Origin of the sequence: Dapis brunnea BLCC-M229 (assembly GCF_050015995.1) — a bacterium.
Lineage (GTDB): Bacteria > Cyanobacteriota > Cyanobacteriia > Cyanobacteriales > Microcoleaceae > Trichodesmium.
This window is the reverse complement of sequence record NZ_JBNHEP010000138.1, coordinates 1-25894: the sequence shown is the minus strand read 5'-3', so window position 1 is coordinate 25894 and position 25894 is coordinate 1. Positions and strand designations below refer to the sequence as shown.

Here is a 25894-nt window from a genome sequence, read left to right as displayed (position 1 = left end):
CCTGTTCCCTGTTCCCTATCTCCTTTTTATATTTCCTTTACAAACAATCTCTGAGATACTGTTTGTCAAATAAGTATTAAGAAACTTGTTGAGCAACTAAATCTGAAAGCTTGAATAAGGCCAGAGATTAAAATCATACCATTTCTCAAAAACTTTTCTACATTTTATTTAGCAGGGGACCCACCCCTAACCCCTCCCAGGACGGGGATTAGGGACGTTGCATGCAACGGGAGTACAGAAAAGTAAAAATATGAATAATTAACATTAACTTACTAAAAATAAGCAAAAAAGTGATTATACCTGTATTAATTACTTAATAACTGAAGTGTTACCTAAGTATAGCATTAATGCATGGGAATTGGTATCACCCTGTAGGCGTGGGGGTATCAGTATTCATACTCCTAAAGTTATTGTTATTTCTTTCTGATAAATATATGAATTAAGTAAGGATTTATTTAGGAATCAAGATTTTATTATCTACACAAGTTGAATTGCCTCAGCTCCCTATCATGTGAGTTCTTAAAAAAAATCTCGACTTGATTGAATTGTCATACCTTAAGAAAATTTATATTCACTGAATATCTCTTATATTTCTTCTTCCTTCTTTCTTCTTCCTTATTCCTTACAAGTTGAATTACCTCAGCTCCCTATCATGTGAGTTCTTAAAAAAATCTCGACTTGATTGAATTGTCATACCTTAAGAAAATTTATATTCACTGAATAGCTCTTATATTTCTTCTTCCTTCTTCCTTCTTCCTTACTAATACTACTTGTAAGATTTTTTTTGCCTAATGATATTATTTTAGATTCAAAACAGAGTTTTCATCATGTTATCAAAATATCTCAGACTAATTAACTCAAAAAAAATAAATACATTTCTTTTATTAACATTTACCTGGATAATTATACCGCTGTTATTGGTAGAAATTTTGATGATTATTTTTGAACCATACCTATTTAAAGGGCTATATCAGTACGACCCAGATTTAGGCTTTCGAGTGGGACCTTATATTAATGGTAATAATCAATTTGGCTTCAACGACCGAGATTATCCTTTACAAAAAGACCAGAATAAATTTCGCTTGCTAGTTGTCAGTGACTCTTTTAATTGGGCGGGTGGAAAAGAGGGAAATTATACGGCTTTGTTAGAGAAAAAGTTTGATAATTATTATGGTAAAAGTCAGGTTGAAGTAATTAATGTTGGCTATCCAGGAACTCATACTAGCGAACAATTAGCTATGTTGAAAAAGTACGGATTACAATATAATCCAGACTTAGTAGTATTAGGCTTTTTTGCTGGTAATGATTTTCGGGATGCCGACCCAGAAAGGAAACGAATTATTGTCAATGGTATATATATAGATATAGATAAGAAAGACGAATTAATTATTTTTGGTTATCCGATTATTGGTAAGTCTAGATTACTAATGTTTTTACAGCAAAAATATAAAGTTTACCAAGAATTACAAAAGGCTAAACAGGATTCTGCCAAGTTGCTAAATAGTTCTGTAATTGCTAGTTTAAATTTAGCATCAGCTCCAATTATTGACAGGGAAAAATCTCCGGGTATTTTATCTAAGAAAGCTTTTCTACGGGTGGAAAAAAGTCGGCTTAAATTTTGCAAGATTAAAGATTTACTTGAAGGTAAGCGGGATGAGAATATCAACTATATTTTTCAGAGTATTCTAGAGATGCAAAAATTACTAAAATCTCAGAATATTGAATTTTTAGTGGCTATTTATCCCGACGAATATCAAGTTAATGATGAATTATTAAATGAAATTTTTGCTGAATACGATGATTTAAAACGAGAGTCTTATAATTTGACTTGTCAGCAAGAAATTTTGAGAAAATTTTTAGCAGCTAATGGCATTCCTTATATAGATATGTTGGAGAGATTTCAAATCGAACAAAATAACCGTCCTTTATACTTACTGAGGGAACCCCATTGGAATAGTGCTGGAAATTTATTAGCTGCCGATATTTTATTCAATTATTTAGTTAAAGATACAGATAAATTTTTTTGGGAAAACCCCTCTCCCTACATGGAGAAGGATAGAATTAACTCCGACTAAATTTTCCCGTTCAATTTTTATGTTTTGAGGATTCATTAAAAGGCTAAACAGGATTCTGCCAAGTTGCCTAGTAGTTCTCGAATTGCTAGTTTAAATTTAGCCTCATCTCCAATTATTGAAAGGGAAAAATCTCCGGGAATTTTATCAAATAAGGCTTTTCTACGGGTAGAAAAAAGTCGTCTGAAGTTTTGCAAAATTAAGGATTTACTTGACGGTAAGCGGGATGAGAATATCAACTATATTTTTCAGAGTATTCTAGAGATGCAAAAATTACTAAAATCTCGGAATATTGAATTTGTAGTGGCTATTTATCCAGACGAATATCAAGTTAATGACGAGTTATTAAATGAAATTTTTGCTGAGTACGACGATTTAAAACCAGAGTCTTATAATTTGACTTGTCAACAAGAAATTTTGAGGAAATTTTTAGCAGCTAATAGCATTCCTTATATAGATATGTTAAATAAATTTAAAATCGAACAAAATAACCGTCCTCTATACTTACTGAGAGAACCCCATTGGAATAGTGCTGGAAATTTGTTAGCTGCCGATATTTTATTCAATTATTTAGTTAAAGATATAGATAAGTTTTTTTTTGGAAAACCCCTCTCCCTAAATCAAGAAGAGTAGAATTAACTCAGATTAAATTTTCCCGTTCAATTTTTCGGTTTTATTGTGGAGGAGATTAGAGTTAGCAACGGTTGTTTTTGTCAAAGACCAAGCCCAAATTACTAAACAAGCTGTACCTAGAATCGTATTAAGAAATAAGTAGAAAAAATCTTTGAAAGTATAGGTCTCTTGAACATTAGTAGATAAGCGATCGCTCTGCTTATTCCAAAGTATTTTAATACCATTTCCCAGAATTAAAGCTAAACTGGTAATCCAAAAGCGATTAAATATTGTTGCATAAGGACCTAACTCATTTTCAGCAATACGAGTCATAATTGGGGAAAAAGATAGGGTAATAATAGGAATTCCTAAGAAGGTAATTGACCAAATTGGAGATTCTTTAGTTAACACTATAAGTTTCCTTAATAACTAATGCGACCTAATATCACTTAGAGTAATCCTCCAATCCATCTTCTACCCGCTCTGATTTAGCCAAATAAATTCCCGATAATACTAATACAAACGTCAACCCATTTAATAAACTCAATTCTTCTGCAAAAATTGCCCAAGCTAAGAATGCAGCAATAACAGGTTCTAGCAACATAATTAGAGAGACAAACCCAGATGAAAATTGTTTTAAACTATAATATAATGCACCTACTCCAATTAAGCTACACAAAATCCCTAAACTAATAACAGCCAACCATCCAGAAAGGGAAACTGGTAATAGTCTATCTTCAAATAGCAATGTAAATGGTAACAAGAATAGGCAGCTCAAACAGCTATTCCATATTAAAATTGTGGTTGTTTTAAATTTAACTCGGAGATGCTCTGTTACCAAAATTGCCCCAGCGTAGAAAATGGCAGAAACTAATGCAATGCTGTCTCCTATCAATGTATTTTTAGCTAGGTGAAAATCTTGAAAACCAATTATTAAACTTCCTCCTAGAGCTAGAATTGTACCTATTAAAAAGCGACTACCAAAAGATTGACTTAACAGTAACCACCCACCCAAAACAGCAAATATAGGAGTCATATTGTGGAGGAGATTAGAGTTAGCAACGGTTGTTTTTGTCAAAGACCAAGCCCAAGTTACCAGGCAAGCTGTATCTACAATAGCACCAAGGAATAAATAGAAAAAATCCTTGAGAGTATAAGTCTCTTGAAAATTAGTAGATGAGCGATCGCTCTGCTTATCCCAAAGTATTTTAATACCATTCACCAGGATTAAAGCTAGACTTGTAATCCAAAAGCGATTAAATACTGTTGCATAAGGACCTAATTCATTTTCAGTAATGCGAGTCAGAATTGGGGCAAATGATAGGGTAATAACAGCAACTACTAACAAGGTAACTGCCCAGATTGGAGATTCTTTTGTTGACACTATGAGCTTCCTTAATAACCATCATATAATCCTGTTACTCGACCTTTTGATATAGCTTTGGGGGTTTCAGTATATTCCATACCAACAACCGAGCGTCGATCTCCCTTTTGTTGCAGCGGCGTCACTTGATGTAGAGTCCGATCTCCTCTCAATAAGTAAGTAAGCATCTCCCGGAGCATGGTAATGTTTATACACTAAATTCTCTTCACTACACTTTTGTACATAGTCCTGAATAGGTTGATTTTTCTCAAAATTGAATTTTTCAGCATAAAACTCCCAATTGGGAATAAATTCAACTGTTCCTCCTCTACCATCATCAGGAGCCTCAAATATCATAATCAAGATAAATTCACCTTCATCCAGATGCCAACCATGAGTGTTTCCCTCATCCACCAGACAATTTAAACCAATGATATCTTGTTTTTCGATACTATGGTAAATGGGTGCATCAACGATTTTACTCAGTAGTGTCCAAATTTCATGGTGAACATAGAGAGTGCTAAAAACAGCAGACTCCTCGAACAGTCGGACTCCTCCAAAGGTTCTCATATTCCGAGACGTACCAGGGCCATCTGGCTCATAGTTTCTAGCTAGCGTAAACTGCTTTAACCACTCAACTTCTGATTTTAGTAAAGAGAAAACTTTAGGGGTAAATAGATTAGGTAAGTACGCATATTGTGTTTCTATGAATTGGCGCTGTAACTCACCTAACCGCCTAACTTCTTTATATTCATCATTCAAAATAAACTCATTAATCAAAGGCTCTATACTATTTGTATTAACAGAGACTTGCATAGTGCTGATTTCCTTAAATAAGTAAAGTTGAAAAATCTGAAATAATCGCTATTTACTCCCATAATCAATTTACTAATGATGTGGGAATAAATAGCTGGCCAAGCTAATTTTTGAGATAATCTGCTATAAATTCTAGGACATAAACTGATGATGAATTTTGGATAAATAAAAACATAATAAAAAACAGGAAAAAATGTTTGATTTTTAGAATTTATCGAATTTATATTTTTTCTTGTAAGAAGAAGTCACAAATTTAAGATGTAACTGCTTTTTTTGAATTTGATATAATTTCCCCAGTCACGTCTAGACTAATTTCTACTTTACCAAAACGTGAAAGTAATTCTTTGAGGTATTGTTTGGCAAATTGTTCGTGGGGTTATCTTGTCATTCTATTTTAAGTTTCTGTTAGCTAGCTATATTCATCTTACTTATTTAATTACCTGATAAAACAGTAAGATTTTCACCATTTTTATTAACTACATAAGTACCGGGAATTTGATAAAATTTAGTTGTTTTTGTATCTAATGCCCAAGCCTTGACATTAATATTTCCTTGGGGAAACTTATGAGTAGATAATACTTTTTGCCATCCCGATTTTAAGTATTTTTGACTCTTCAATTCTTTGACAAGGTTAAGTCTGGGCATTGTCATATCTGCCACAGCAGAAACAATAGGTTCACCTTGCCAATTATCATAACTGAGAACTATAGTATCTACGGGTAAATTTGTATCAGTAAATATTGCCCAACCAGTCGCTAATAAGTTATTCTCGCCAATAAATTCTAGCTTCTCAAAAATACCTTCTATTTGTCTACTGTTATTGGTATCTACTAAATCTGGAATGCGATTAGTTGCAATTAACCCAGGCTCTAAAAAACCTATTTCTGTTAAGTAATTAGCCCGTTCTTTTATATATTCAAAATAGTAAGGATCAATCAGATTTTGACAGTTATCGTGAGTGAAATCAATTAGGAGTAAACAACCTTTATATTTCAAAAAATTTTGTTTCCATGACTTCATCTTGTCTACACTATAGGTTAAGTTGTGTACTTGGATAACTGTTATTATGCCAAGAAACCAGCAAATAATTTTCGAGAATAAGCTTCTATTAATTAAAAAAGAATATTTTTTAATAGCATCTTCTCCCACAATTATCATTAAATGAATTATGGAGATAATAATATATGTTGAAAATGTTGTATATCTTGATGAAAGAGCCTGTTCTATACCAAGTGTTACTCTACCAGCAGATGTAACTAAGGCACTAATAACTGCATAAAAACCAAGCATAATCCAGCCAATAGTTTGATGCCGCAATTCATAGTCTTTAATATGCCATATTACATAAGAACATAAACCAATAAATAGAATAATAATTACTGCACCAAGAATAATTGAATTATTTAGGGGTTGTATACTACTACCAACTCCTAGAGAGCTACCTAAAAATGCTAGAAAATATTGGAAGGTTTGATATGGATATTGAAGTGATTCTAATGGACTAGGGTGAGATAATGGCTTTTGATAATCATGGAAGTAAAAGGTTATATTGGCTATAAATCCAATTATCCAAAGTAGATATAAAATTATGTTTTTCCTAATATCTGACCAAGATTTTAGTTGTACTAAAACTAGCACTGGTAAGACTATTAACCAGGCTAATAAGCCATTAGCATAAGAAAAAGTGCTTATGGTTGATAAGACCATACAAATAAAAATTTTGGCTAGATTATTTAGTCTTGAATAAGCAATTAATATACAGGAGGTAATGCAGACTATAGGAGTAAAAACAACTATTTGAATACCCCATAACCAATTTTCATATTGAACAGCAGAAAAGATAAATATATTAGATACTAATGCTATAGTTAGACCTTTGATATGAGACCCAGCTATTGTTAATCTATTTAATAGATAAATATTTACAGAAACTATACAGGCAAGTAAAAATGCGACTAAAATTTCATATCTAATATTCCATTTGCTTAGAAATGCTAGGGTTAGAAAAATTAGTCTAGGAAAAAATTTTCTACTTTCATTATGTTGTGCTATTAAATCATTAAAAGATAGAGTTCCTTGATGAAATTTTTCAAAGATAGCAGAGATTTGCCATTGGTCTTGAATTGGCACATTTACACTATATTTCAGAATTAGAATCCCTAAAACTATAGCTGGAATTATTGCTAGACATAAACTGATGCCTACAATTAACTTATAATTTAATTCATAATTATTTTTTGGCATATTTTTGTTGTAGATTATATTTGGAAAATTTGTCTTGTATAATTTTCGGTTGAATAGTTATAAATAATAGGTATAGCTTTCAGCATTTCCGTGCCGGAATGCTTCCTTACGGGATACTACGCATTCATGTCGCGCAGCGAAACGCAAATAGTTAGGCTCCTGACAAAGGAATTACGTTATCAGCTCAAGTCAAAACTTTGTAGGTAAAAGATTTTAATTTTATCAATGTTCTAACACTTTTTTTGTACTCCTATAAGAGGGAACAGGGTGGCGAGTAGGGGTAATTTATGAATTGCTTCTACAAGAAGATTCTATTTATAACTGATTATCCGAATAGGATATTAATTATACGGTAAATTTTTTTGGTTAAATTAATTGCTAAAATTTAATCCATATCATAATATATATCTACTTTATGATTGTCAACTATAGGAATCCTCTTAGATTTGTATCAATAAAGATTTTAGGGAAAATGGAACAGAGGATAAGATTGGGATTTAGCCAAACTCACGGACTTTTTATAAATGATTTTGGTGAGTAATTTTATGCCTATATATCGAAACTAGATTTATAGATATTTTTCTGTATATTAAATACAGCAACTAACCCTAAGATAAAGATTGCTATAGAAAAAATAAGTCATGTGCAAAATTAATTTAATTGATGGTAGAAGTAGTTAACAGACAATAGAAAATTTAGATATAAAAATAATTATGTCTACCTACTTAAAAAGCTAATAACTGACAGTTATATCAATATGATTTAACTTGTCATATATTGGATTATTTCAGGGAATACAGACCAGGCAACAGGGAACAGAGAAGAAGAAAAAAACGAATATATATGAATATGATAACTGCTATATTCTATACTTTTAAGGAACACCTCAATTCTCACATCTGATTCCCGATTGCTATATATGTTATATTAACGTCTCAGTGATTAGTAATCTAGGCTAACTTTCCTAAATCTGGTTAAAAGGTTGATTCTTGAAAACTTAATGTAATGATGAAAAATATTTTTTCTCTACTCCGTAAAACAGTAATTATTTCTTTAATAACTTTTGGTTTAACAGAAATTGCATTCAGAATTTATCACAAAATTAATCCTTCATTTATGTTTTATGACCCCTCATCTTATAATCGCTGGCGAGGAAAACCATTTTCTACAGATTATGATTTTCAGTTAAATTCTAGAGGATTTAAAGATGTCGAATTTACCAAACAAAAAGCAGAAGGTACATATAGAATTATTGGCATAGGTGATTCTTTTGCTTATAGTGGCGTACCTTATAAACACAACTTTTTAACTCTATTGGAGTCTAAACTTAATCGGGATAGTCAGCAACCTATAGAATTAATTAATATGGGAATAATTGCGATTGGACCGAAAGATTATTTATCCCTATTTGTCAATGAAGGATTAGAGTTAAATCCTGATATGCTTTTGCTGTCTTTTTATATTGGTAATGACTTTTCTGATAACTATAAATCACAACAAGATAGGAGGTTACTAAAAGTTCAATATTCTTACGTTTTATCTTTCTTTGATTTTCTGATTAAGGTAAATAGTAAGTTTGAAGGCAACCTCTATCATCATGGCATTGAATATCGAGAAGGCTTGCCTACTGTACCAGATGACTTTCATCTACAAGAGGCAAAAAAGAGAAGTTATATTTTTATCAAAAATCAGGAAAAAACAGATTTTTCAGAACATTTTGATGATGCTTTTAGCGACTTATTAAAAATCAAAGAAATCTGCGATCGCCAAAATATTACTTTAGTAGTAGTCTTAATGCCTGATGAGGTACAAGTAATTAAAAATTTAAGGGATAAAGTAGTTGCTAGTTACAATTCTTCTCCAGAAAAATTTGATTTCCGACAACCCAATAAATTACTATCTCAAAAAATGGATAAATATTATATTTATCATCTTGATATTTTGGAAGAATTTGTGACTTTAGGTTCTCAAACTGCTCTATACAAACCTAACGATATTCATTGGAATATTGCTGGCAATAGATTAGCAGCAGAAGTAATAGATAAGTATCTGTCTCAGCAATTTTTTTCAGTAGATAAATAAATTTATCGGATTCAAAGTAATTATCTGTAGAAACTTGATTTTATATTTATAAGATCATGTCTATCTGAATACCTATGAATAAATGTTGTAAGAAATAGAGATGATTGGGAACAGGTAGATATTTAAGATATTTTTGATTGAAAAAGAATAGCATTTTTATTATGGCTAATTAATGAGACTTGATATGACTAGAGAACAGGGAAAAAAATATACTTACACACTTAAGCATTGATAGATATACAGACTATTCAATGTAAGTGTGGTACAGTGATTATAGTAGATTGGCTCAACAAAAATCAAACCTTACTTCCATACTTAAAAAATCATTTAAAAAGCTAGTGCTACTGTACTTTATGAACCACTGAATACTGTAAAAATAATTTTGTTTACCTACTTAACCTCAGCCTAAAATTTAAAATTAATTCTGCTTTACTACTTTAAGGTAGAAAAACATCCTATATTCTTTAAATTTGTTCACCTACTTACTACTGAACTGGACATGATATTACATACTAATTATCATAAATAAAGTTAATTTTCAAGAGGAGGAGTCAGGAGTCAGAATGGTTTTGGAATTGAGTTGTTACATTCTATTTTGCATTTAATTAAGTGCCTAAGTAACTCCACCTAATTAAAGGTAAAAAATGTAGTTTGGGTTGAAGGATGTTCGCTCCGTTTATCCGTAGGAGCAACCCAACATTAACAACTCATTGATAAGTTTTGCTTTGGTCTACCCATCTTACCAATAATTAAGTTGACTTACTTACCTACTTATAATTTTATTTTGAGTCTTATCCCTGATTTCCTTTTTTTCTTGTTTCTTGCCCAGGAAGTTAAAAATTGAATTAGCTACAAATTCAGACAAAATATTTTCTCCAACTTCAGTATAATGGCAACAACTATCTATATAAACTATTTCTTTGGCATCATCTAAAATTTTCACACCATTCAAAAAATTCACCCCATTCTGTTTTAAATCATCTATCTTACCAAAAAGCACTGGATATCCTAACTCTGTTGCTTCTCTAAAAGGACTATCAGAGTCAAAAGCAATTTTCTTTTCTGCTTCACTGTATATTCTATTAGTAGGATAATATTGATTTGGTTGTAAAATATGAAAATATAAAATGTTATTATTGGCTGCAATTTGCTGCATCATTATTGAGGCTTTTTTCCAATGTTCGGCCATAGTTTCATATAATTCTGATTCTTCTAGTTCTGGGTTTTGTGCATAGAAATAAACAATACTAGCCTCTGTTTCTCCAGCAGCTTGTTGAGCTGCTTTTTTTCTTTCCTTATCAAAAAGCTTGACATTTTTGCGATAGGTTGTTGCTAGATTTTGCACATAGATTGATGTTAGAGCATAACAGTAAGCTACTTGACATTTTTCTAAGGTTTCTAAAGCGTCTTTCAATTTATCTTTACTGTCATTAATTTTTAACATGGCTTTAATAGATTTTGTCGAGAGGCTATTATTAGCTATATTAGTTAATGGTACTACATGGTTGGTACTTGGCATCATAATATCAATATTATTTTTGTTGTTTGCTTTTGCCAAAATTACCTCATTAAACCCATCTATATTGATCAGCATATCAAATTCTTGACCGATGGAAAGAAAGTAGTTCAATAATATTAGTTGTTGTGGTTGCTTATAGCCTCCTGTTGCAAAAGACAAGATAATAAAATCCTTATCTTTAAATTCTGGAATTTGTTTTAATTTCTTTTCTAAGATTTGATTCTGAATTTCATATATTGAATAGTTCGATGCAACGGAACCACCAAAGACTCCGATTATATATTGATTATCATTCTTCTTGTGATAAGGATAATCATAAGGAGAAATAAAACCAGCCGCATTATATTTAAAACCTTCTCGAAAATCTGGTCCTGGTTTTTGCACATAGCCAAAGTAAGGATGAATTCTTTCTATTACAGAATTTTCTAACCTAATTCCTGCTAAGTTGATTCCCATCGGATTTGTATTGGTATTAAGATTTCCATTTTTATTTTCTTCTTGATTTTCTAGTTCTTCTCCTTGATTATTTTCTGCTACTTTTTCTCTGGTGTAGAAAAATTGCTTATATTTGAAAAAATACCAACCCAGAGAACCTAATTCTAAAAATACAAATAAGAAAATTATATTCATCAAAACGATTTTCCATAGTTCTGAGGGTTTTTTCAAAATACTCAAGTTTTTCATGGCAATTTTATAGCAAGTAATTTAGATATTTTTTCAGTTTTGCTCCAGCAGAAATACATAGTATTTCTGACTGATGTTCTATTTATCCTAAGAGTTATCCGATGAGGAATTTTTATGATTATATACAGCAGTTTCCTACTCTCTGGAAGTACATATATTGATGGTTTTAGGTCGGAGGTTGGAGGTAGGGACGTTGCATGTAACCTCCGTAGGTCCTAGGGAAGACGAGTCGGAGGATAGGGAACAAGCAAAAAATATTTACCCCGTCAGTTGTACCACATTAATCACCGAATCTGCTGTAATAGTCTTTAACCTGGTTATTTAAAAAATATCTGGAAATTCAATAATACTAATTTCATAAAATATTACTACAGTCATGGCATAGGGAACAGGGAATAGGGAAATAAAAGTATAGGAAAAAAGGTTGATTTTTGACAATTTATGGGATAAGTCTTAAGTCTTGGGTTATATAATATAACAGTTCTCAGCCTTAATGAAGTACAGTATTTTTTTCTCCTCTCTCTACTCTCTACTCCCTAACATCTAAAAGTTATGTATCTCACTAAGAGCGAGAAACCTTATAGGCATAAATCATAGATTCATAAACAACTACCTTTTTTTAATTTGCTATAACAAAGGAAAAAAGTTTCAGATTTTTTATGTATTAGAACTTATGTACCCCAACCCACAAATTTGGTTTCTTACCCTGATTATTTCAGATCGCGAATTTTCATTGAGAAACTCCGTATCTTTGTAATTATTTTCTATATTGGGAAAATTTTACCAATCAATTTAGAGTTACCGAAAAATTAAGGTATAAAGCCTCTCCAAGAGAGCGGTCGAGGGATGGCGAGGTTTCCTCGGCATATCCAATCGACTAAGATAAGAAAAAAATTTCTTTTAACCCAATCCTTCTATTACAGAAGAGGTAATTATTAATTGTTAATTGTTAATTATTAATTATTGAACATACCTTTCCAATTTATACTTATCACATAAATAATTTGATATGATTTCTCATACAAATTTATGACCTTCTATATTCCAATGACCTCCACAAGGTTCCGCATTATCAAACCTATATAAACACTTGCCTATTTTTTCTGCTTTTTATCCTCAAGGTCTGGCTAAAATATACACGGGAATATTCTCTTGTTTACCAAATTCTTCTATCCTCGGATCTGGATAGTATAAATCTGACAAATTATGATTATTTTTAAATTTTTCACGATATTCTAAATCGGGATGTACTTGATGAGACTCGCTAATTGCTATAATCATAAAATCTACTCCCTTTTCATATACTTCATCTCTCATTAAGAGAATCAAACCTTCCGTTACTTGCCAAGCTTTATCCCAGTCATAATTTAATTGAGGTTCTCGATAAAAAGAAATCAAAGTTTTACCTTTTTCATCTAAAAACTTACCTGGTTTAGCTTCCATATCAACTTTTATGATTAGCTGTAAAATTCTGGAATTTCCCACCAACTAAATTGGTAATATATCAACCATTGAAAAAAGACAACGACCTCTTGCCCAAGATTTCATAGTACGGAATGACATATCTGATTCTAACTGACCATTTTTATAGACAAAATAAGGTCTTAAGTAGTTGCGCTCTAGAGGGCGATAATTATTCCGAATATCATTAGCTGCATAAAAAGCTAATATGACTAAATCTGGTCCAGAATCCCAAACATGATGTCTGAAAATCATTAATTATTGGGCTGTTCCATAACCTTGTACGCCAAAATTCATTACCTCCACTTTTCGGTCTTTTAAGACAGAACATTGTTGTAATTTTTCCTCCATTATTGCACCATAAGTATCTTCTAATTTGACATGAATTTATTCTGTACAAGAATCTCATAATAAAGCAATTATCAATCCATTTTCTGGTTTGGTTCTACTCCGTTCATAATCCTGAAAACCCCCACTATTCATTTTCAATTCAGAAGTTATAACTTCTTCTGTCCAAAATGCTTTGGCACTACGATTTCCTGACTAACCTCGATTCGGATCTTTGCTAGTATATAGAGACTTACTTTCTGATTTTTCATCTGTTCTTGGTGATGGAGGATGTTCAATTTTTGCTATTCTTAATCCTATTTCTCCCACTATTACAACAAATATAAATGTACCTATTGTTATTCCTAGATTTACTACTAAATTTTGTTGCCTTTTCATTTTTTATGCTGAACTAATTTTCCACTTTACTTTTCTATCAGACTTTTAATCCAATTTTCCTTTTAGCTTTCTCAGATTTTCTCTGTTATTTTGCCGAGGATGGAAAAATTTTCACTCAGAGAAACTCCTGGTTACTCCAGTCACATTTTGCCATCTATCTTTTCCATTTACTCCTGAATTTTCTCACCCGTTTATTTTCTCTACTTAACTGATCAGACATTTTGATTTTCCATCAGACTTTTAATCAAAGTCCGCCTTGCTCCGACTCAGATTTTTTCTGGCATTTTGCCGAGGATGGAAAAATTTTTACTTAGAGAAACTCCTGGTCACTCCAGTCACATTTTGCCATCTACCTTTTCCATTTACTCCTGAATTTTCTCCACTTAATCATCAGACTTTTAACCAAACTTTCCTTCTAGCTTTCTCAGATTTTCTCTGCTATTTTTTCGAGGATGGAAAAATTTTTACTTAGAGAAACTCCTGGTCACTCCAGTCACATTTTGCCATCTACCTTTTCCATTTACTCCTGAATTTTCTCCACTTAATCATCAGACTTTTAACCAAACTTTCCTTCTAGCTTTCTCAGATTTTCTCTGTTATTTTGTCGAGGGTGGAAAATTTTTCACTCAGAGAAACTCCTGGTCACTCCAGTCACATTTTGCCATCTACCTTCTCCATTTACTTACCCATTCATTTTCTCTACCTAAATCATTTTCCATCTTTCTTTTCCATAACATTTTTAATAGAATTAGCAATATAATTTTCTAAAATTGTGTCTCCCAGAAAATTATAATGGCAGCAAGCATCTCGATAAACTATTTCTTTTTCCCGATCAAAAATATTCACACCATTAAAAATATTAACCCTAGCTTCTTTTAAGCTATTAATTTGAGAAAGTAATACTGGATAACCTTTTCTAACTCCTATAGCATAAGGATGATCTTCGATGATAAAAATTTTTTCTTCTGGGCTATAGACTCTTTCTGTAGGATAATATTGATTGGGCTGAATAAAGTGAAAATACCATATATTTCTCTTGGCTAGAATTTGACTCATTGCTAGGGATGATTCATACCAATTTTTGCCAATTTTATCAAACGCAATTTCATCTTCTAATACTTCTGGAATTTTATTCAAATATACTAAACTGTCACTGCCATCAATTTTGCTAGAATTTCTGGCGACTTGTTCATCGTATTTAAGAATTTCTTTTTGATAGCGATCTAGTAATCCTTTTAGTTGTAAACTTCTTAAACCATGACACATTGCTAATTTACAACTTTCCAACTTATTAATAGCAGTTGATAAATTATTTTTCAGTTCGCTAATTTCCACTATCGCCTTCATTACGGACAAATCATCACTAGCTAATCGTGTTAAAGGTAAAATATGCTGAATACTTGGCAAAGATAACTCTATTTTTTTCAGATTATTTTGGTGAGATAGTGCGACTTCATTAAAGCCATCGATATTAATTACCATATCAAATTCTTGACCGATGGAAAGAAAGTAATTTAACATCAATAATTGTTGTGGTTGTTTGTAACCCCCACCAGCAAAACAGAGAATAATTATTTCTTTATCTGCTAAATCGGGTATAGTTTTTAAGCTGTTAATAAACTCTTGATTTCCTCTAGATTGATTCACACTAAGATTAACAGCAAAATTATTTGCTACTGAACCGCCAAATACACCAATAATAAACTGATTTTTATTTGTTTTAGCAAAAGGATAATTATACTCAGATATAAGACCATAATTATTAACCCTTACTCCTAATTCTTCATTGGTAAAGGAACCTGCTTTAAGTACATAGCCAAAAAACGGATGAATTCTCTCTAATATTGATTGATTATTTAAATCGGTTCCAAGTCTAGTTCCTCCTTTTTCCAACTCTTCCCGCACTTTGGAAGTAGTATTTTTTCTCGTATAAAATAGTTTATCTTCCTCAGCATAATAAAATCCTAGTGATACAGCTTCTAAACCAACAAATGCTAAAACTAAATTAATAGTAAGTACGCTGAATCCTGTTCTAATTCCCTGCAACCATTTTAAATTTTTCATGGCATTGCTGAATTTTTATTTCCCCTAATTACACTTTGTTATGATTGATTGTCGTTGAAAAAATAGTTGCAAGTAAATACAGCAGATTCCGTCGTATATGAAGTACAAATATTAACAATTAAATGAATGCAAGTCCGGACATCTTACCCGCTATGGGTGTACCTCACATCTGGTGGAATCTGCTGTATATTCATTCTGAGGGAGCAAAAAAAAATTAGATACAAAATATCTGCATCTAAAGCATTGTTAACAAACCCTCGAAATAAACAGGACTTACGCAGAGACAATATATATAGCCTTTAAAACCTATAACGTTATAGATATGTAGTGCTTAAAACTTAAAAATGCGTAAGTCCCGATAAATTTAGAGAGTTTTGCTTTTGCCCGTTACTTTTAACTTTATTTACTTAGTCGATTAGTATATCGCTCACACAGATAATTTGCCATTATTTCTCCTACCAATTTATGACCTTCTATATTCCAATGACCTCCACAGGGAACTGCATTATCAAAACCATGCAAACATTTACCTGTTTTTTTTGCTTCATCCCAAATAGGTCCGGCTAAATTATATACTGGTATATTTTCCTCCTTACCAAAATTTTTTAATCTGATATCTGGATAGAATAAATTGGGCACATTCAAAGATTTTCTAAATCCATCACGCTTTTGAGTATCGGGTAAGACTTGATAAGAATCACTAGCTGTTATTATCATAAATTCTGCTCCTTTCTCATAGACTTCATCTCTCATTAGTTTGATTAAACCCTCAGTTACTTCCCAAGTTTCTTCCCAGTCAGAATTTGGTTTTGGTTCCTTGTAAAAAGCAAGATTAATTTCACTATAATCTTTTTCAAACTGACGACGTTTAGTATTAATATCAACTTTTCTAATTAGCTGTAAAATTCTCGAATTTTGTACTAACCAAAATGGCAAGGAATCTACTAGGGAAAAATTATAACGGTCTCTCTGCCAAAATTTCAAATCTCGGAATGACAAATCTGCCACAAGTTGACCATCTTGATAAATAAAATAGGGGCGTAAATGGTCGTGTTCTAAAGTACGAGAATTATTACGAAGGTCGTTACCAGAATAAAAAGCTAATATGACTAAATCTGGCGCATAATTCCAAACATGATGTCTTAAAGTCATTAATTGTTGTGCTGTTCCATAGCCTTGTACGCCAAAATTCATTACCTCAACTTTCCGGTCTTTTAAGACAGGACATTGTTGTAAATTTTGCTCTATGATTGCACCATAAGTATCTTCTAATTTGACATGAATTGCTTCTGTAAAAGAATCTCCTAATAAAGCAATTCTTAATCCATTTTCTAGTTTAGTTTTACTCCGTTCATAATCCCGAAATCCTCCACTATTCATTTTTATTTCGGAAGGTATACCTTCTCCTGTCCAAAATGATTTGCCGTTAGGATTTCCTGACCAACCTCGATAGGGGTCTTTTGCTGTGTATAAAAGTTCTTGATTAGAGTCTTCTCTTGGTGGTGGTGGAGTTTCTATTTTTGCTATTCTTAAACCTATTTCACCTACTGCAATGCTAAATATTAATGTACTTACTGTTAGTCCTAAATTGATGGCTAAATTATTTAGTTTTTTCATTATATTGAGGTTAGTTGAGCAAGAGATTATTTTTAATATTGAGAATAAATATTGGAGCGCGGGCATCTTGCCTGCAACAGCTGTACCTCACCCTTGATGAAATCTGCTGTATATAGTAACCGAAAAGTAAACAATTCTGGGAATTTTATTATTCCAAAAATAAATTTAGGTGCTTTTCATTCAGCCTTTTTTACCTAGTAAAACAGTATATCTTTCGCACAAATAATTTGACATTATTTCTCCTACTAATTTATGACCTTCTACATTCCAATGACCTCCACAGGGAAGTGCATTATCAAAACCATGTAAACATTTACCTGTTTTTCTAGCGTCATCCCAAATAGGTCCAGCTAAATTATAGACTGGTATATTTTCCTCTTTCCCAAAATTTTTCAGTCTAATATCTGGGTAAAATAAATTTGGTACATTCAAAGATTTTTTCAAATTATCGCGCTGTTGAATATCAGGCAGCACTTGAGAAGAATGACTGACTGTTATCAGCATAAAATCTGCTTTTTTTTCATATACTTCATCTCGCATCAACTTAATCAAACCCTCAGTTACTTCCCAAGCTTCTTCCCAATCAGAATTTGGTTTTGGTTCTTTATAAAAATCTATATTAATTGCATTATAATCTTTGTTATACTGACGGCGTTTAGCATCAATATCTACTTTTCTAATTAACTGTAAAATTCGGGAATTTCGTATTAACCAATATGGCAAGAAATCTACCAGAGAAAAAGCATAACGGTTTCTCTGCCAAAATTTTAAATTGCGGAATGACATATCTGCCACAAGTTGCCCGTCTTTGTAAACAAAATAAGGGCGTAAATGGTCGTGTTCTAAATTAGGAGAATTGCTACTAAGATCGTTACCTGCATAAAAAGCTAATATGACTAAATCTGGTTTATAATCCCAAACATGATGTCTTAAAGTCATTAATTCTTGAGCTGTGCTATAACCACTTACGCCAAAATTCATTACTTCTACTTTTCGGTTTTTTAACACAGGGCATTGTTGTAATTTTTTCTCCATTATTGCACCATAGGTATCTTCTAATTTTACCTGAAGTGCTTCTGTATAAGAGTCTCCTAATAAAGCAATTCTTAATCCATTTTCTGGTTTATTTTTACTCCGTTCATAATCACGAAATCCTGCACTATTCATTTTTATTTCGGAAGGGATACCTTCTTCCTTCCACAACCCTTTGCCATTAGGTTTTCCGGCCCAACCTCTGTATATATCTTTGAAAGTATGGAGAGGATTTTCATCTGCATCCATTCTTGGTGCTGGATGCTCAATTCCTGCTATTCTTAATCCTATTTCACCCACTGTAAAAGTAAATATTAATGTACCTAATGTTAATCCTAAATTGATGGCTAAATTATTTAGTTTTTTCATTATATTGGAGATTTGTTTGTTAATAAATTGATAGTTTCAGGTAGTAGGGAAGATGGGGAACATTCAATTCAACCCCTCCGGTTGTAGTTTCTCCCCACACTCCCCAAACTTCCCACACTCCCCTACTCCTACTCTCAATAAGAAGTTAAAAATTGTTTACAAGAGTAAATTTCTATAATCCTTGGCATAAATTTTTAGCAATAATTTCTCCTGCTAATTTATGTCCTGTAGCATTCCAATGACCCGTACACATTGCCGTATTTTTAAACCCATGAAAACAAACTGGATTTTCCTGAACATACTTATCAAAAGGTTTGACTAAATCAATTACAGAAAAATTATGAATTTCTCCTAAATTTTGCAGTCTTTTTGTCGGATATGACCAGTCTTGAATATCCATAATTTTCATATATTCTTCTCCCCATTCTTTATTGGGATGAATTTGCATGGCAGTCATCACTGTCGCTACTTTAAATTCTGCACCTTTTTCTTGTACTTCTTTTGCCATAATTCCGATTAGTTCATCTGTAATTTTCCAAGCTTCTTGCCAAGCAGAATTTGGTGGTTCTCTAAAATTATTGGCTTGTAAATTTTCAAAGTGTCTTGCAGCATTTTTCTTCCTTTGGTCTGCCTCTACTTTTTTGATGATTTGCAAAATTCTAACATTATTTACTAGCCAAGTTGGTAATTTATCGACTGTGGTAATCATGTAGCGGTTTGCTTGACTAATAGTTAGCTGTCTAAAAGATAAATCTAATTCTAACTTACCATTTTTATAGATAAAAAAAGGTCGATAATAATTATTTTCTAACTTTCGAGAATTATCCGTAACATCATTGCCTATAAAAAAAGCTAAAAGCACAATATCCGGCTGAAAATCCCAAACTTTTTCTCGGAGAGTTAATAATTGTTGAGCAGTTCCATAACCATCAACTCCAAAATTAATTACCTCTACTTTTTGACTTTCTAAATTAGTACATTTTCCCAATTCTTTCTGCATTACTGCCACAAAAGTTTGCTGATAAGAAACCTGCACTGCCGAAGTAAAAGAATCTCCAAGTACAGCAATTCTTAGAGTATTTTCTGGTTTTGCTTTAGTAATTTCCGGTCCTCTAAGACCATGACTATTAAACTCTAAATAAGCCTTTCCTTCATTCGTCCACCAACCAGAAACATTTGCTTTATATTCCCAACCTCTAACCGGATGAGGAATAGTATGAAATGTGGGATAAAATTCTGCATGGGTACTTTCCGGCATTTTTTTTAATCCCTCCAAACCAGCAATTCTTACTCCTACTTCAGCGATCGCTATTCCTACAGATAAACTGGCAAAAATCATAGTGAGATTTACTGCCAAAGCTTTTAACTTTTTCATTCTTTCAGCGAGAATTTTTTTTTCTTTAATTATGTAGGTTGGGTTGAGGAAAGGTTAGCGGAGCTTATCCGCAGGATAAACCCAACTTTCAAATTTTTCTTTAGTGTTTTAATATTTACCTAAGTAAAGTTTCAACTCTCAGAAGTCGGGTTTATTAGGAACATACAATAAATATTTAATATAGATAAATAAACCCGACTTCTCGACTGTCGCCTTGCAATGACAAAACCATGCTTCCTTTACTATCATCTTGATAAATTAGCTCTCAGTGCAGCTTCATAAAGAAATGGTATCAGCGTCTCACTCACAAAGGGAGCAGGATGCTCCCACTACCGAACATTTCAATCTTGACATACCACTACTAATAATTATTAATTTCACCTACTACCTAAAGCGAATATTTTTCTGATTAAGGGCTCTGTTATTTGTTTTTTTCATTCACTTTCCAAGATACTTTTACTGAGGTATTGACTAATAGCTAATAAATCAACAATGAAAAATTAATCTTTACCAGAAAACTTCTAAACTGCCACTGCAGCATAGTGTAAATAAGCCATCATTTACAAAATCCTAAAAGCCTTACCAATTAATACTATTTCTCAAAAACTTTTCTACATTTTCTTGAGTAGGGGAATAGGGGAGTGAAGGAGTAGGGGAGTGGGGAAGAAGTAAAAAAGTAAATAATTAACACATTAGGTGGTTAATAATTATCAAAAAGATTATTCACTTCGTGTTAATTACTTAATAATTGAAGTTTCACCTAAGTATAGTATTAATACCTGGTAATTAGTATAAGACTTTTAACTTTTTATTTCCGAGTATTGGGACTAGAAGTCAAGGAAGAGAAGTACAGCAAGATTAAACAAAAAAACCTCTTCCTTTCTTCTGCCAGCATAGCCAGATTAAAACAAAGTATAAATAAATGGAGCAATTACAGAAGATTGACTCAGAATAATCAAAGCTCCTAACAAAACCAAAGTAATAATCAAAGGCAATAACCAATATTTTTTCCGCTCTCCCATAAAACCCCAAAGGTCTTTGAGAAAATCTAATATTCCTTCAAACATTTAAAAAGGTCGCTCCATACTTTCTCTACTTTTTAATTGACTCATCACCCGATAAGTTGAAGTTTCAGTATTCAATTGTCGCTCCATAGGGTCTTTTTTAAACATTCGCATAATCAAACCCATCGGCATAACTACAAGATAAAATACTAACCCCATCCATAGAGGAGTCATTATTTTACTCAGGAAAATTCCCACCCGCATCCAAAACTTATAAACAGGTTCCAAAGTAGGGGGTGAAATAATTGCCAATACCAATAGAGGAGTAGCAATTACCCAAGGCCATGCAGGTGGAGGCCAATGTCTGTGGAGTAATGGTAGTAATAGGCCAAATAAACCGCCAAAAACACCACCCACTATTAGACCAAACTCTCTGAGACCCTTCTTATCCATTTTCGGTATCTCGCGATCGCTCATTAGTTATCCATAATCAATATTTTGTTAACTTTTAACTCCTACCAGAAAAGTTATCAAAAGTCAATCTAGGTTGGATATAATTATTAAGCTCAGGTAATATAATGGGTATTTATAATTCTATCTATATTTCTATGATATACAAATAAGTATAAGGGTTCTAAGCTGAATAGGCAGTGCAAATAGTTTGTAAGGCTCTTTGCACGACATCTTCGTCAGAAAGTTGCGATAAGGTTAAGGCTGGTGGGCCGCCATTGAGAGCCATGACAATCGCTTCTTTAATATATGGATAAAAATTAAACCATTGGTTAAACTGCCCCGGAGGAAGATTATTTTCTGGAGTTGCTATCCAGCTAGCTGATAGATCCCAGAATGGCTGCTCAAATAATAAATAAACTTTGTCTATAGTTCCCATCCCGAGTCGATGAATAGCCCGCTGCTTATTTTCGGGCAGTGCAGGGTCAAACTTAATATCTCCTTTTTTAAGCACCCCAAGTGGGACTGTGACTAAAACAGCATCAAAAGATTGATAATCAATTTTCTCAAAACCCAGTGTCGCCCCTTTTTTAGTTATCCGGATTTCCTTAACCACTGTATTCAATTTGATTTTGTACTTACCCTTGAAAGCTTGCAAAATACCTGCATATCCATCTAGGAATGTGACATCGGGACCATCGTAATCATTCAGAAAGAGATATGCCCACCGATCAATCCGATCTTTATTTGCTCCAGCAGTGTGTTGGATACTAACGACATTTTCCAACCATCTTGGGGCGTCGCGTTCGCTAATTTTACGCCCTCCCCGTCCTCGAATAATATAATCTCCTTTTGTTTGGATAAGCCGCTGACCTAGCACTTCTGCCAAATCCATAAGGGGATTTCCATTTGTTCCGTGAATCCAACTAGCTCCCAGATCTAATGGTATTCCCAGTCGGTCGTCTGTCCATATTCGTCCACCAATGCGATCGCGAGCTTCAAACACAGTAACTTCTCGATCATTTTTGGCAAGTTTATTTGCTGAGGCAAGGCCGCTGATTCCCGCACCAATAATTGCAATCCTATCGGCACTACTTTGCAAAATTGAGTCAGCTGCGCGAAGCCCTGATTCGTAGGCTGCATGAACTGTACTGTTGTACTTTGGAAAAGTCGCTTCACCAGCAAAAAAGACCTTTTTGTCAATGGTCTGTTCCAGCGCCCGAATGTCACTCCGCCTAGCACCCTTTGCGACGTATGAATATGAACCGTATGTGTAGGGGTCACGACTCCAATTGGTGCGAATGTAGCCCAGAAGCTTTTGGTTTTTTGCCTGAACACCCCGCCACGGCAAAAAACTCAAAAGTAAGCTATTTGCAACTCCTTGTAGTATTAATCGTCGATTCATTTCTAACTAGATTTATCAATGGACTTAATGGTTGAGGTCGGCAAAGGGTAGAGCGAGCGCTTATCTGCTTATAGTTTTTGTTTTTCCTTCCGATAATCACAAAGTTGTCAGTCTGTCAAACTGCTGAAAGGTTAGGAGAGAAAAATTAGTCTGTCATGCTTGAGGCACTGAAGACTATTTGCTTCTTAAAACAACGAAATCATAAGAGTTTTTGTTTTTCAGATATACAATGTAAACATTCGTATCTAGTAAATAAATTAGAGAATTATTGCTCATTGACAGAACTAATTAAATCATTATTCATTTCATCAGAAATTACTAGATTATTAGTTGTAAAATCTATGTCGGCACAACTTCCCGCTAAATTCAATAATCCTGAATTATGAAGGGGTATATTTGCTTCTAAAAAAGCTTTTAAATCATCATTATTCAAATCTAATATTTCTTTAAATTCATCAAAATTAATCAGTCCTTCTAGAAAAGCTTCTACAACTAACTTATCAATGATTTTTTGAGATAAATCGCCCCATTTACTATAAACTTTTTCTGTTAGTTTCTCTGGGAGATTAATTGTGAGTTGCTTGACATCCTCTCGACGTTGCTCTATGAGACAACGCGGGATTCCCATCCATCAATCAAACAGACTAAGCTGAACGAATGACTCAGGGCGGGTTGACACATCGCTGAAATCTGCTTCCTTTTTACAGCAAGTCTGACGTTTTCTCCATGTCCGTTTTTGTTCAGTCTCCGGTTGACCCTCGGCGACTACATTGAAAAGTGATAGTTGTACAGGATTATCTAATACTTTAGTTTCAATAGTTTTAACCTTGGTTGTCGGTTGAACTACTTCTAAAATATTTATTGCTGCATTAATATCTCTATCGTGAAATGTACCGCAATTTAAGCAGGTCCACTCTCTTACATTTAATTCCTTTTTACCACCTTTAAATCCACAACAACTGCATTTTTGACTTGTGGGTTCCCAACGGTTAATGATTCTAAATTCTTTATCATACTTTTCACATTTGCCCTCAGTTAAAGTTCTAAATTGTCGCCAACCTAAATCACTAATTGCTTTAGCAAGTTTACGATTACGAATTAAACCAGAAACATTCAAATCTTCTAGTACAATAGTGTCGTATTTACGAACTAAATCAGTTGATAATTTATGAAGGAAGTCTGTACGAATATCTTTAATTTTGCCATGGAGTTTAGCTATTGTTAATCTATGTCTTTCACGACGTTTACTGCCTGGTTCAGTTTTGGCAAACTTTCTTTGAAATTTAGCTAACTTTTTGAGGTTTCGTTTGAGTGGTTTAGGAGCTAATATTTTCTCACCATTACTCAATGTTGCAAATGTGGTGATACCTAAATCTATACCTATTGAGTTATCAGTTTTAGGCAGAAATTCCGAATTAGTTTCTACTACAAAACTAGCAAAATATCTATTAGCTGAATCTCTAATAATAGTTACAGATGTAGGCTGAGTAGCTAATGGTCTTGACCAGACTATTTTGATCTTACCTACTTTTGGTAGATAGATTTTATCTGGGTTAATCTGATAATTAGCTCCTACAAATCTTGCTGTTTGTCTTGACTTTCTACTTTTAAATTTAGGAGGTTGAACCTTAATTCCTTTCCTTTTACCAGTACAACTATTAAAAAAGTTTTTATATGCTTGGTCTAAGTCTTTTAATGATTGTTGTAATGGAGTAGAGGCTACCTCTTTTAACCAAAGCAAATCTTTTTTAGCTTGTGTTATAAATTGTTTAGTTAAATCAGTATATGAAGGCTTTTTAATACCGTTAGAATATAATTGATTACAATATGCTAAACTTTGATTCCAAACGTATCTACAACATCCAAATAGTTGATTAAATTTCTTGATTTGGACATGATTAGGGTAGATGCGATATTTATATCTAGCTTTCAATTTTTTCGACCTTTTTCTAACACTAAAGCTTGACAGTGTAGGATTTTCTTATACTATTATTATAGCACAAAAATATTAAATTTGTTTCGCTGCGCGAGATGAAAAGTATTCCCATACGACACCAAATCAAAGATTCTGGTGCGGGTCTTCTGCTAACATTATGATAAATAAGCTTACATTAATTATCAAAATTATCATAGTTTAAAAAGTTTTTGGGGAAGGGGTTTGAGTAGCAACTGTACAGAAAACCACGCTAAGGCTGTATTTATTTCTAGATATACCTTTCAGACCTCTGTAGCTGATGGGGTAAAAATATAGGTGTTTGAGTAGCAACTGTGACAAAAGTGCCGTATGATGCGAAAGTTTTGTGGAATAATGATTTCAACTGTCACTATCCTTTTGCTCCTTACACATTCGATGTCGTTTAACAATGTCTGAAACAGTAGTCTTACTCAAATGAAGTTCTGAAGCAATATAACGATAAGAATATCCAAGCTCAACCATCTTTAACACTTTAGGCGCAAGACGATCGGATTTAACTCTTTGTCCTGGTTTTCGACCTAACCTTTTTCCCTTAGCTTTAGCAGCAGCCAAACCCGAACGAACTCGCTCTCGTACCAAATCTCTTTCAAATTCAGCAATTGAAGCCATAATTGAGGCAATCAACTTTCCTTGAGGAGTCTCTAAATCAAACTGAGTTCCAGTTTGAGCAATCAAAGAAACTCCCCAGTGACTTAAATCCTGTAAAGTATGAATCAAATCCAAAGTGCTACGACCCCAACGAGTTAACTCAGTAACCAAAACTGCATCAATCTCACGATGCCGGGCTAACTCCATGATTTGATTTCGTTCAAGATGTTTCTCTTTAACGCCAGAAACTGTTTCCTTCCAAATTCCTACCACCTCATATCCAGCTTTATGGGCATAGTCAATTAAATCTCGTTCTTGACGAGAACAAGACTGGTCATGGGTCGAAACTCGACAATAAATAGCAACTCTCATGTACCAATTATATCATGTCCGGTAGCATCGTTTGTGTAAAACCTGAGCGATCGCTACTCTTCAA

21 protein-coding genes and 1 pseudogene are annotated in these 25894 nt (G+C 33.1%); 3 read left to right on the top strand and 19 right to left on the bottom strand.

Going from position 1 to position 25894, the window contains the following annotated elements; all coding sequences use genetic code 11:
* Window positions 1–932: 932 nt before the first annotated feature.
* Together ACP6PM_RS16335 and ACP6PM_RS16330 are read left to right on the top strand one after the other, a co-directional pair.
* The gene (locus ACP6PM_RS16335) at window positions 933–2075 is read left to right on the top strand and encodes an SGNH/GDSL hydrolase family protein (protein ID WP_426586400.1); all 1143 of its coding nucleotides are present in this window, start codon (window positions 933–935) and stop codon (window positions 2073–2075) included.
* A 63-nt stretch (window positions 2076–2138) separates the two neighbouring features.
* A complete protein-coding gene (locus tag ACP6PM_RS16330; protein WP_426586398.1) occupies window positions 2139–2705 on the top strand; it encodes an alginate O-acetyltransferase AlgX-related protein in 567 nt (188 codons plus the stop codon).
* A 12-nt stretch (window positions 2706–2717) separates the two neighbouring features.
* Here the strand turns inward: ACP6PM_RS16330 and ACP6PM_RS16325 are convergent, their stop codons facing one another.
* From ACP6PM_RS16325 to ACP6PM_RS16305, 5 genes and pseudogenes are all read right to left on the bottom strand, one after another.
* A complete protein-coding gene (locus ACP6PM_RS16325; RefSeq protein WP_426586396.1) occupies window positions 2718–3095 on the bottom strand; it encodes a hypothetical protein in 378 nt (125 codons plus the stop codon).
* 34 nt (window positions 3096–3129) lie between these two features.
* The gene (locus ACP6PM_RS16320) at window positions 3130–4068 is read right to left on the bottom strand and encodes a DMT family transporter (RefSeq protein WP_426586394.1); all 939 of its coding nucleotides are present in this window, start codon (window positions 4066–4068) and stop codon (window positions 3130–3132) included.
* A gap of 11 nt (window positions 4069–4079) precedes the next feature.
* Complete coding sequence (locus ACP6PM_RS16315) at window positions 4080–4235, bottom strand: HalD/BesD family halogenase (RefSeq protein ID WP_426586392.1); 156 nt, start codon at window positions 4233–4235, stop codon at window positions 4080–4082.
* 28 nt (window positions 4236–4263) lie between these two features.
* Window positions 4264–4863 (bottom strand): annotated as a pseudogene (locus ACP6PM_RS16310) (HalD/BesD family halogenase); the annotation flags it as partial.
* 432 nt (window positions 4864–5295) lie between these two features.
* The gene (locus ACP6PM_RS16305) at window positions 5296–7107 is read right to left on the bottom strand and encodes a hypothetical protein (protein WP_426586390.1); all 1812 of its coding nucleotides are present in this window, start codon (window positions 7105–7107) and stop codon (window positions 5296–5298) included.
* A gap of 1005 nt (window positions 7108–8112) precedes the next feature.
* Between ACP6PM_RS16305 and ACP6PM_RS16300 the strand changes: the two genes are divergently transcribed.
* A complete protein-coding gene (locus ACP6PM_RS16300) occupies window positions 8113–9189 on the top strand; it encodes a hypothetical protein (protein WP_426586388.1) in 1077 nt (358 codons plus the stop codon).
* Between the two features lie 763 nt (window positions 9190–9952).
* On the opposite strand, the gene ACP6PM_RS16295 is transcribed toward ACP6PM_RS16300, so the two are convergent.
* From ACP6PM_RS16295 to ACP6PM_RS16230, 14 genes are all read right to left on the bottom strand, one after another.
* Window positions 9953–11338, bottom strand: coding sequence for a hypothetical protein (locus tag ACP6PM_RS16295; RefSeq protein ID WP_426586386.1), 1386 nt, complete (start codon window positions 11336–11338; stop codon window positions 9953–9955).
* Between the two features lie 1170 nt (window positions 11339–12508).
* Window positions 12509–12835 carry a hypothetical protein gene (locus ACP6PM_RS16290; protein ID WP_426586384.1) on the bottom strand — a complete coding sequence of 109 codons (327 nt, stop codon included), beginning with the start codon at window positions 12833–12835 and terminating at the stop codon, window positions 12509–12511.
* 45 nt (window positions 12836–12880) lie between these two features.
* Window positions 12881–13108, bottom strand: coding sequence for a hypothetical protein (locus tag ACP6PM_RS16285; RefSeq protein WP_426586382.1), 228 nt, complete (start codon window positions 13106–13108; stop codon window positions 12881–12883).
* Window positions 13109–13396: 288 nt separating this feature from the next.
* Window positions 13397–13579, bottom strand: a complete 183-nt coding sequence (locus tag ACP6PM_RS16280; protein WP_426586380.1) for a hypothetical protein — start codon at window positions 13577–13579, stop codon at window positions 13397–13399.
* Between the two features lie 708 nt (window positions 13580–14287).
* Entirely contained in the window at window positions 14288–15643 is a 1356-nt protein-coding gene (locus tag ACP6PM_RS16275) for a hypothetical protein (RefSeq protein WP_426586378.1), read from the bottom strand.
* A 399-nt stretch (window positions 15644–16042) separates the two neighbouring features.
* Window positions 16043–17260: an SGNH/GDSL hydrolase family protein gene (locus ACP6PM_RS16270; protein WP_426586376.1), complete on the bottom strand. Its 1218-nt coding sequence runs from the start codon at window positions 17258–17260 to the stop codon at window positions 16043–16045.
* A gap of 180 nt (window positions 17261–17440) precedes the next feature.
* Entirely contained in the window at window positions 17441–18661 is a 1221-nt protein-coding gene (locus tag ACP6PM_RS16265; RefSeq protein ID WP_426586374.1) for an SGNH/GDSL hydrolase family protein, read from the bottom strand.
* A 172-nt stretch (window positions 18662–18833) separates the two neighbouring features.
* The gene (locus ACP6PM_RS16260; protein ID WP_426586372.1) at window positions 18834–20036 is read right to left on the bottom strand and encodes an SGNH/GDSL hydrolase family protein; all 1203 of its coding nucleotides are present in this window, start codon (window positions 20034–20036) and stop codon (window positions 18834–18836) included.
* 902 nt (window positions 20037–20938) lie between these two features.
* Entirely contained in the window at window positions 20939–21103 is a 165-nt protein-coding gene (locus ACP6PM_RS16255; RefSeq protein WP_287528106.1) for a DUF5989 family protein, read from the bottom strand.
* The gene (locus ACP6PM_RS16250; protein ID WP_426586369.1) at window positions 21104–21517 is read right to left on the bottom strand and encodes an SxtJ family membrane protein; all 414 of its coding nucleotides are present in this window, start codon (window positions 21515–21517) and stop codon (window positions 21104–21106) included.
* A 157-nt stretch (window positions 21518–21674) separates the two neighbouring features.
* A complete protein-coding gene (locus ACP6PM_RS16245; protein ID WP_426586367.1) occupies window positions 21675–22841 on the bottom strand; it encodes a flavin monoamine oxidase family protein in 1167 nt (388 codons plus the stop codon).
* 319 nt (window positions 22842–23160) lie between these two features.
* The gene (locus ACP6PM_RS16240; RefSeq protein WP_426586365.1) at window positions 23161–23523 is read right to left on the bottom strand and encodes a hypothetical protein; all 363 of its coding nucleotides are present in this window, start codon (window positions 23521–23523) and stop codon (window positions 23161–23163) included.
* Window positions 23524–23526: 3 nt separating this feature from the next.
* The gene (locus tag ACP6PM_RS16235; protein ID WP_426586363.1) at window positions 23527–24828 is read right to left on the bottom strand and encodes an RNA-guided endonuclease InsQ/TnpB family protein; all 1302 of its coding nucleotides are present in this window, start codon (window positions 24826–24828) and stop codon (window positions 23527–23529) included.
* 381 nt (window positions 24829–25209) lie between these two features.
* The gene (locus ACP6PM_RS16230; RefSeq protein WP_426586361.1) at window positions 25210–25830 is read right to left on the bottom strand and encodes a recombinase family protein; all 621 of its coding nucleotides are present in this window, start codon (window positions 25828–25830) and stop codon (window positions 25210–25212) included.
* Window positions 25831–25894 lie beyond the last annotated feature (64 nt).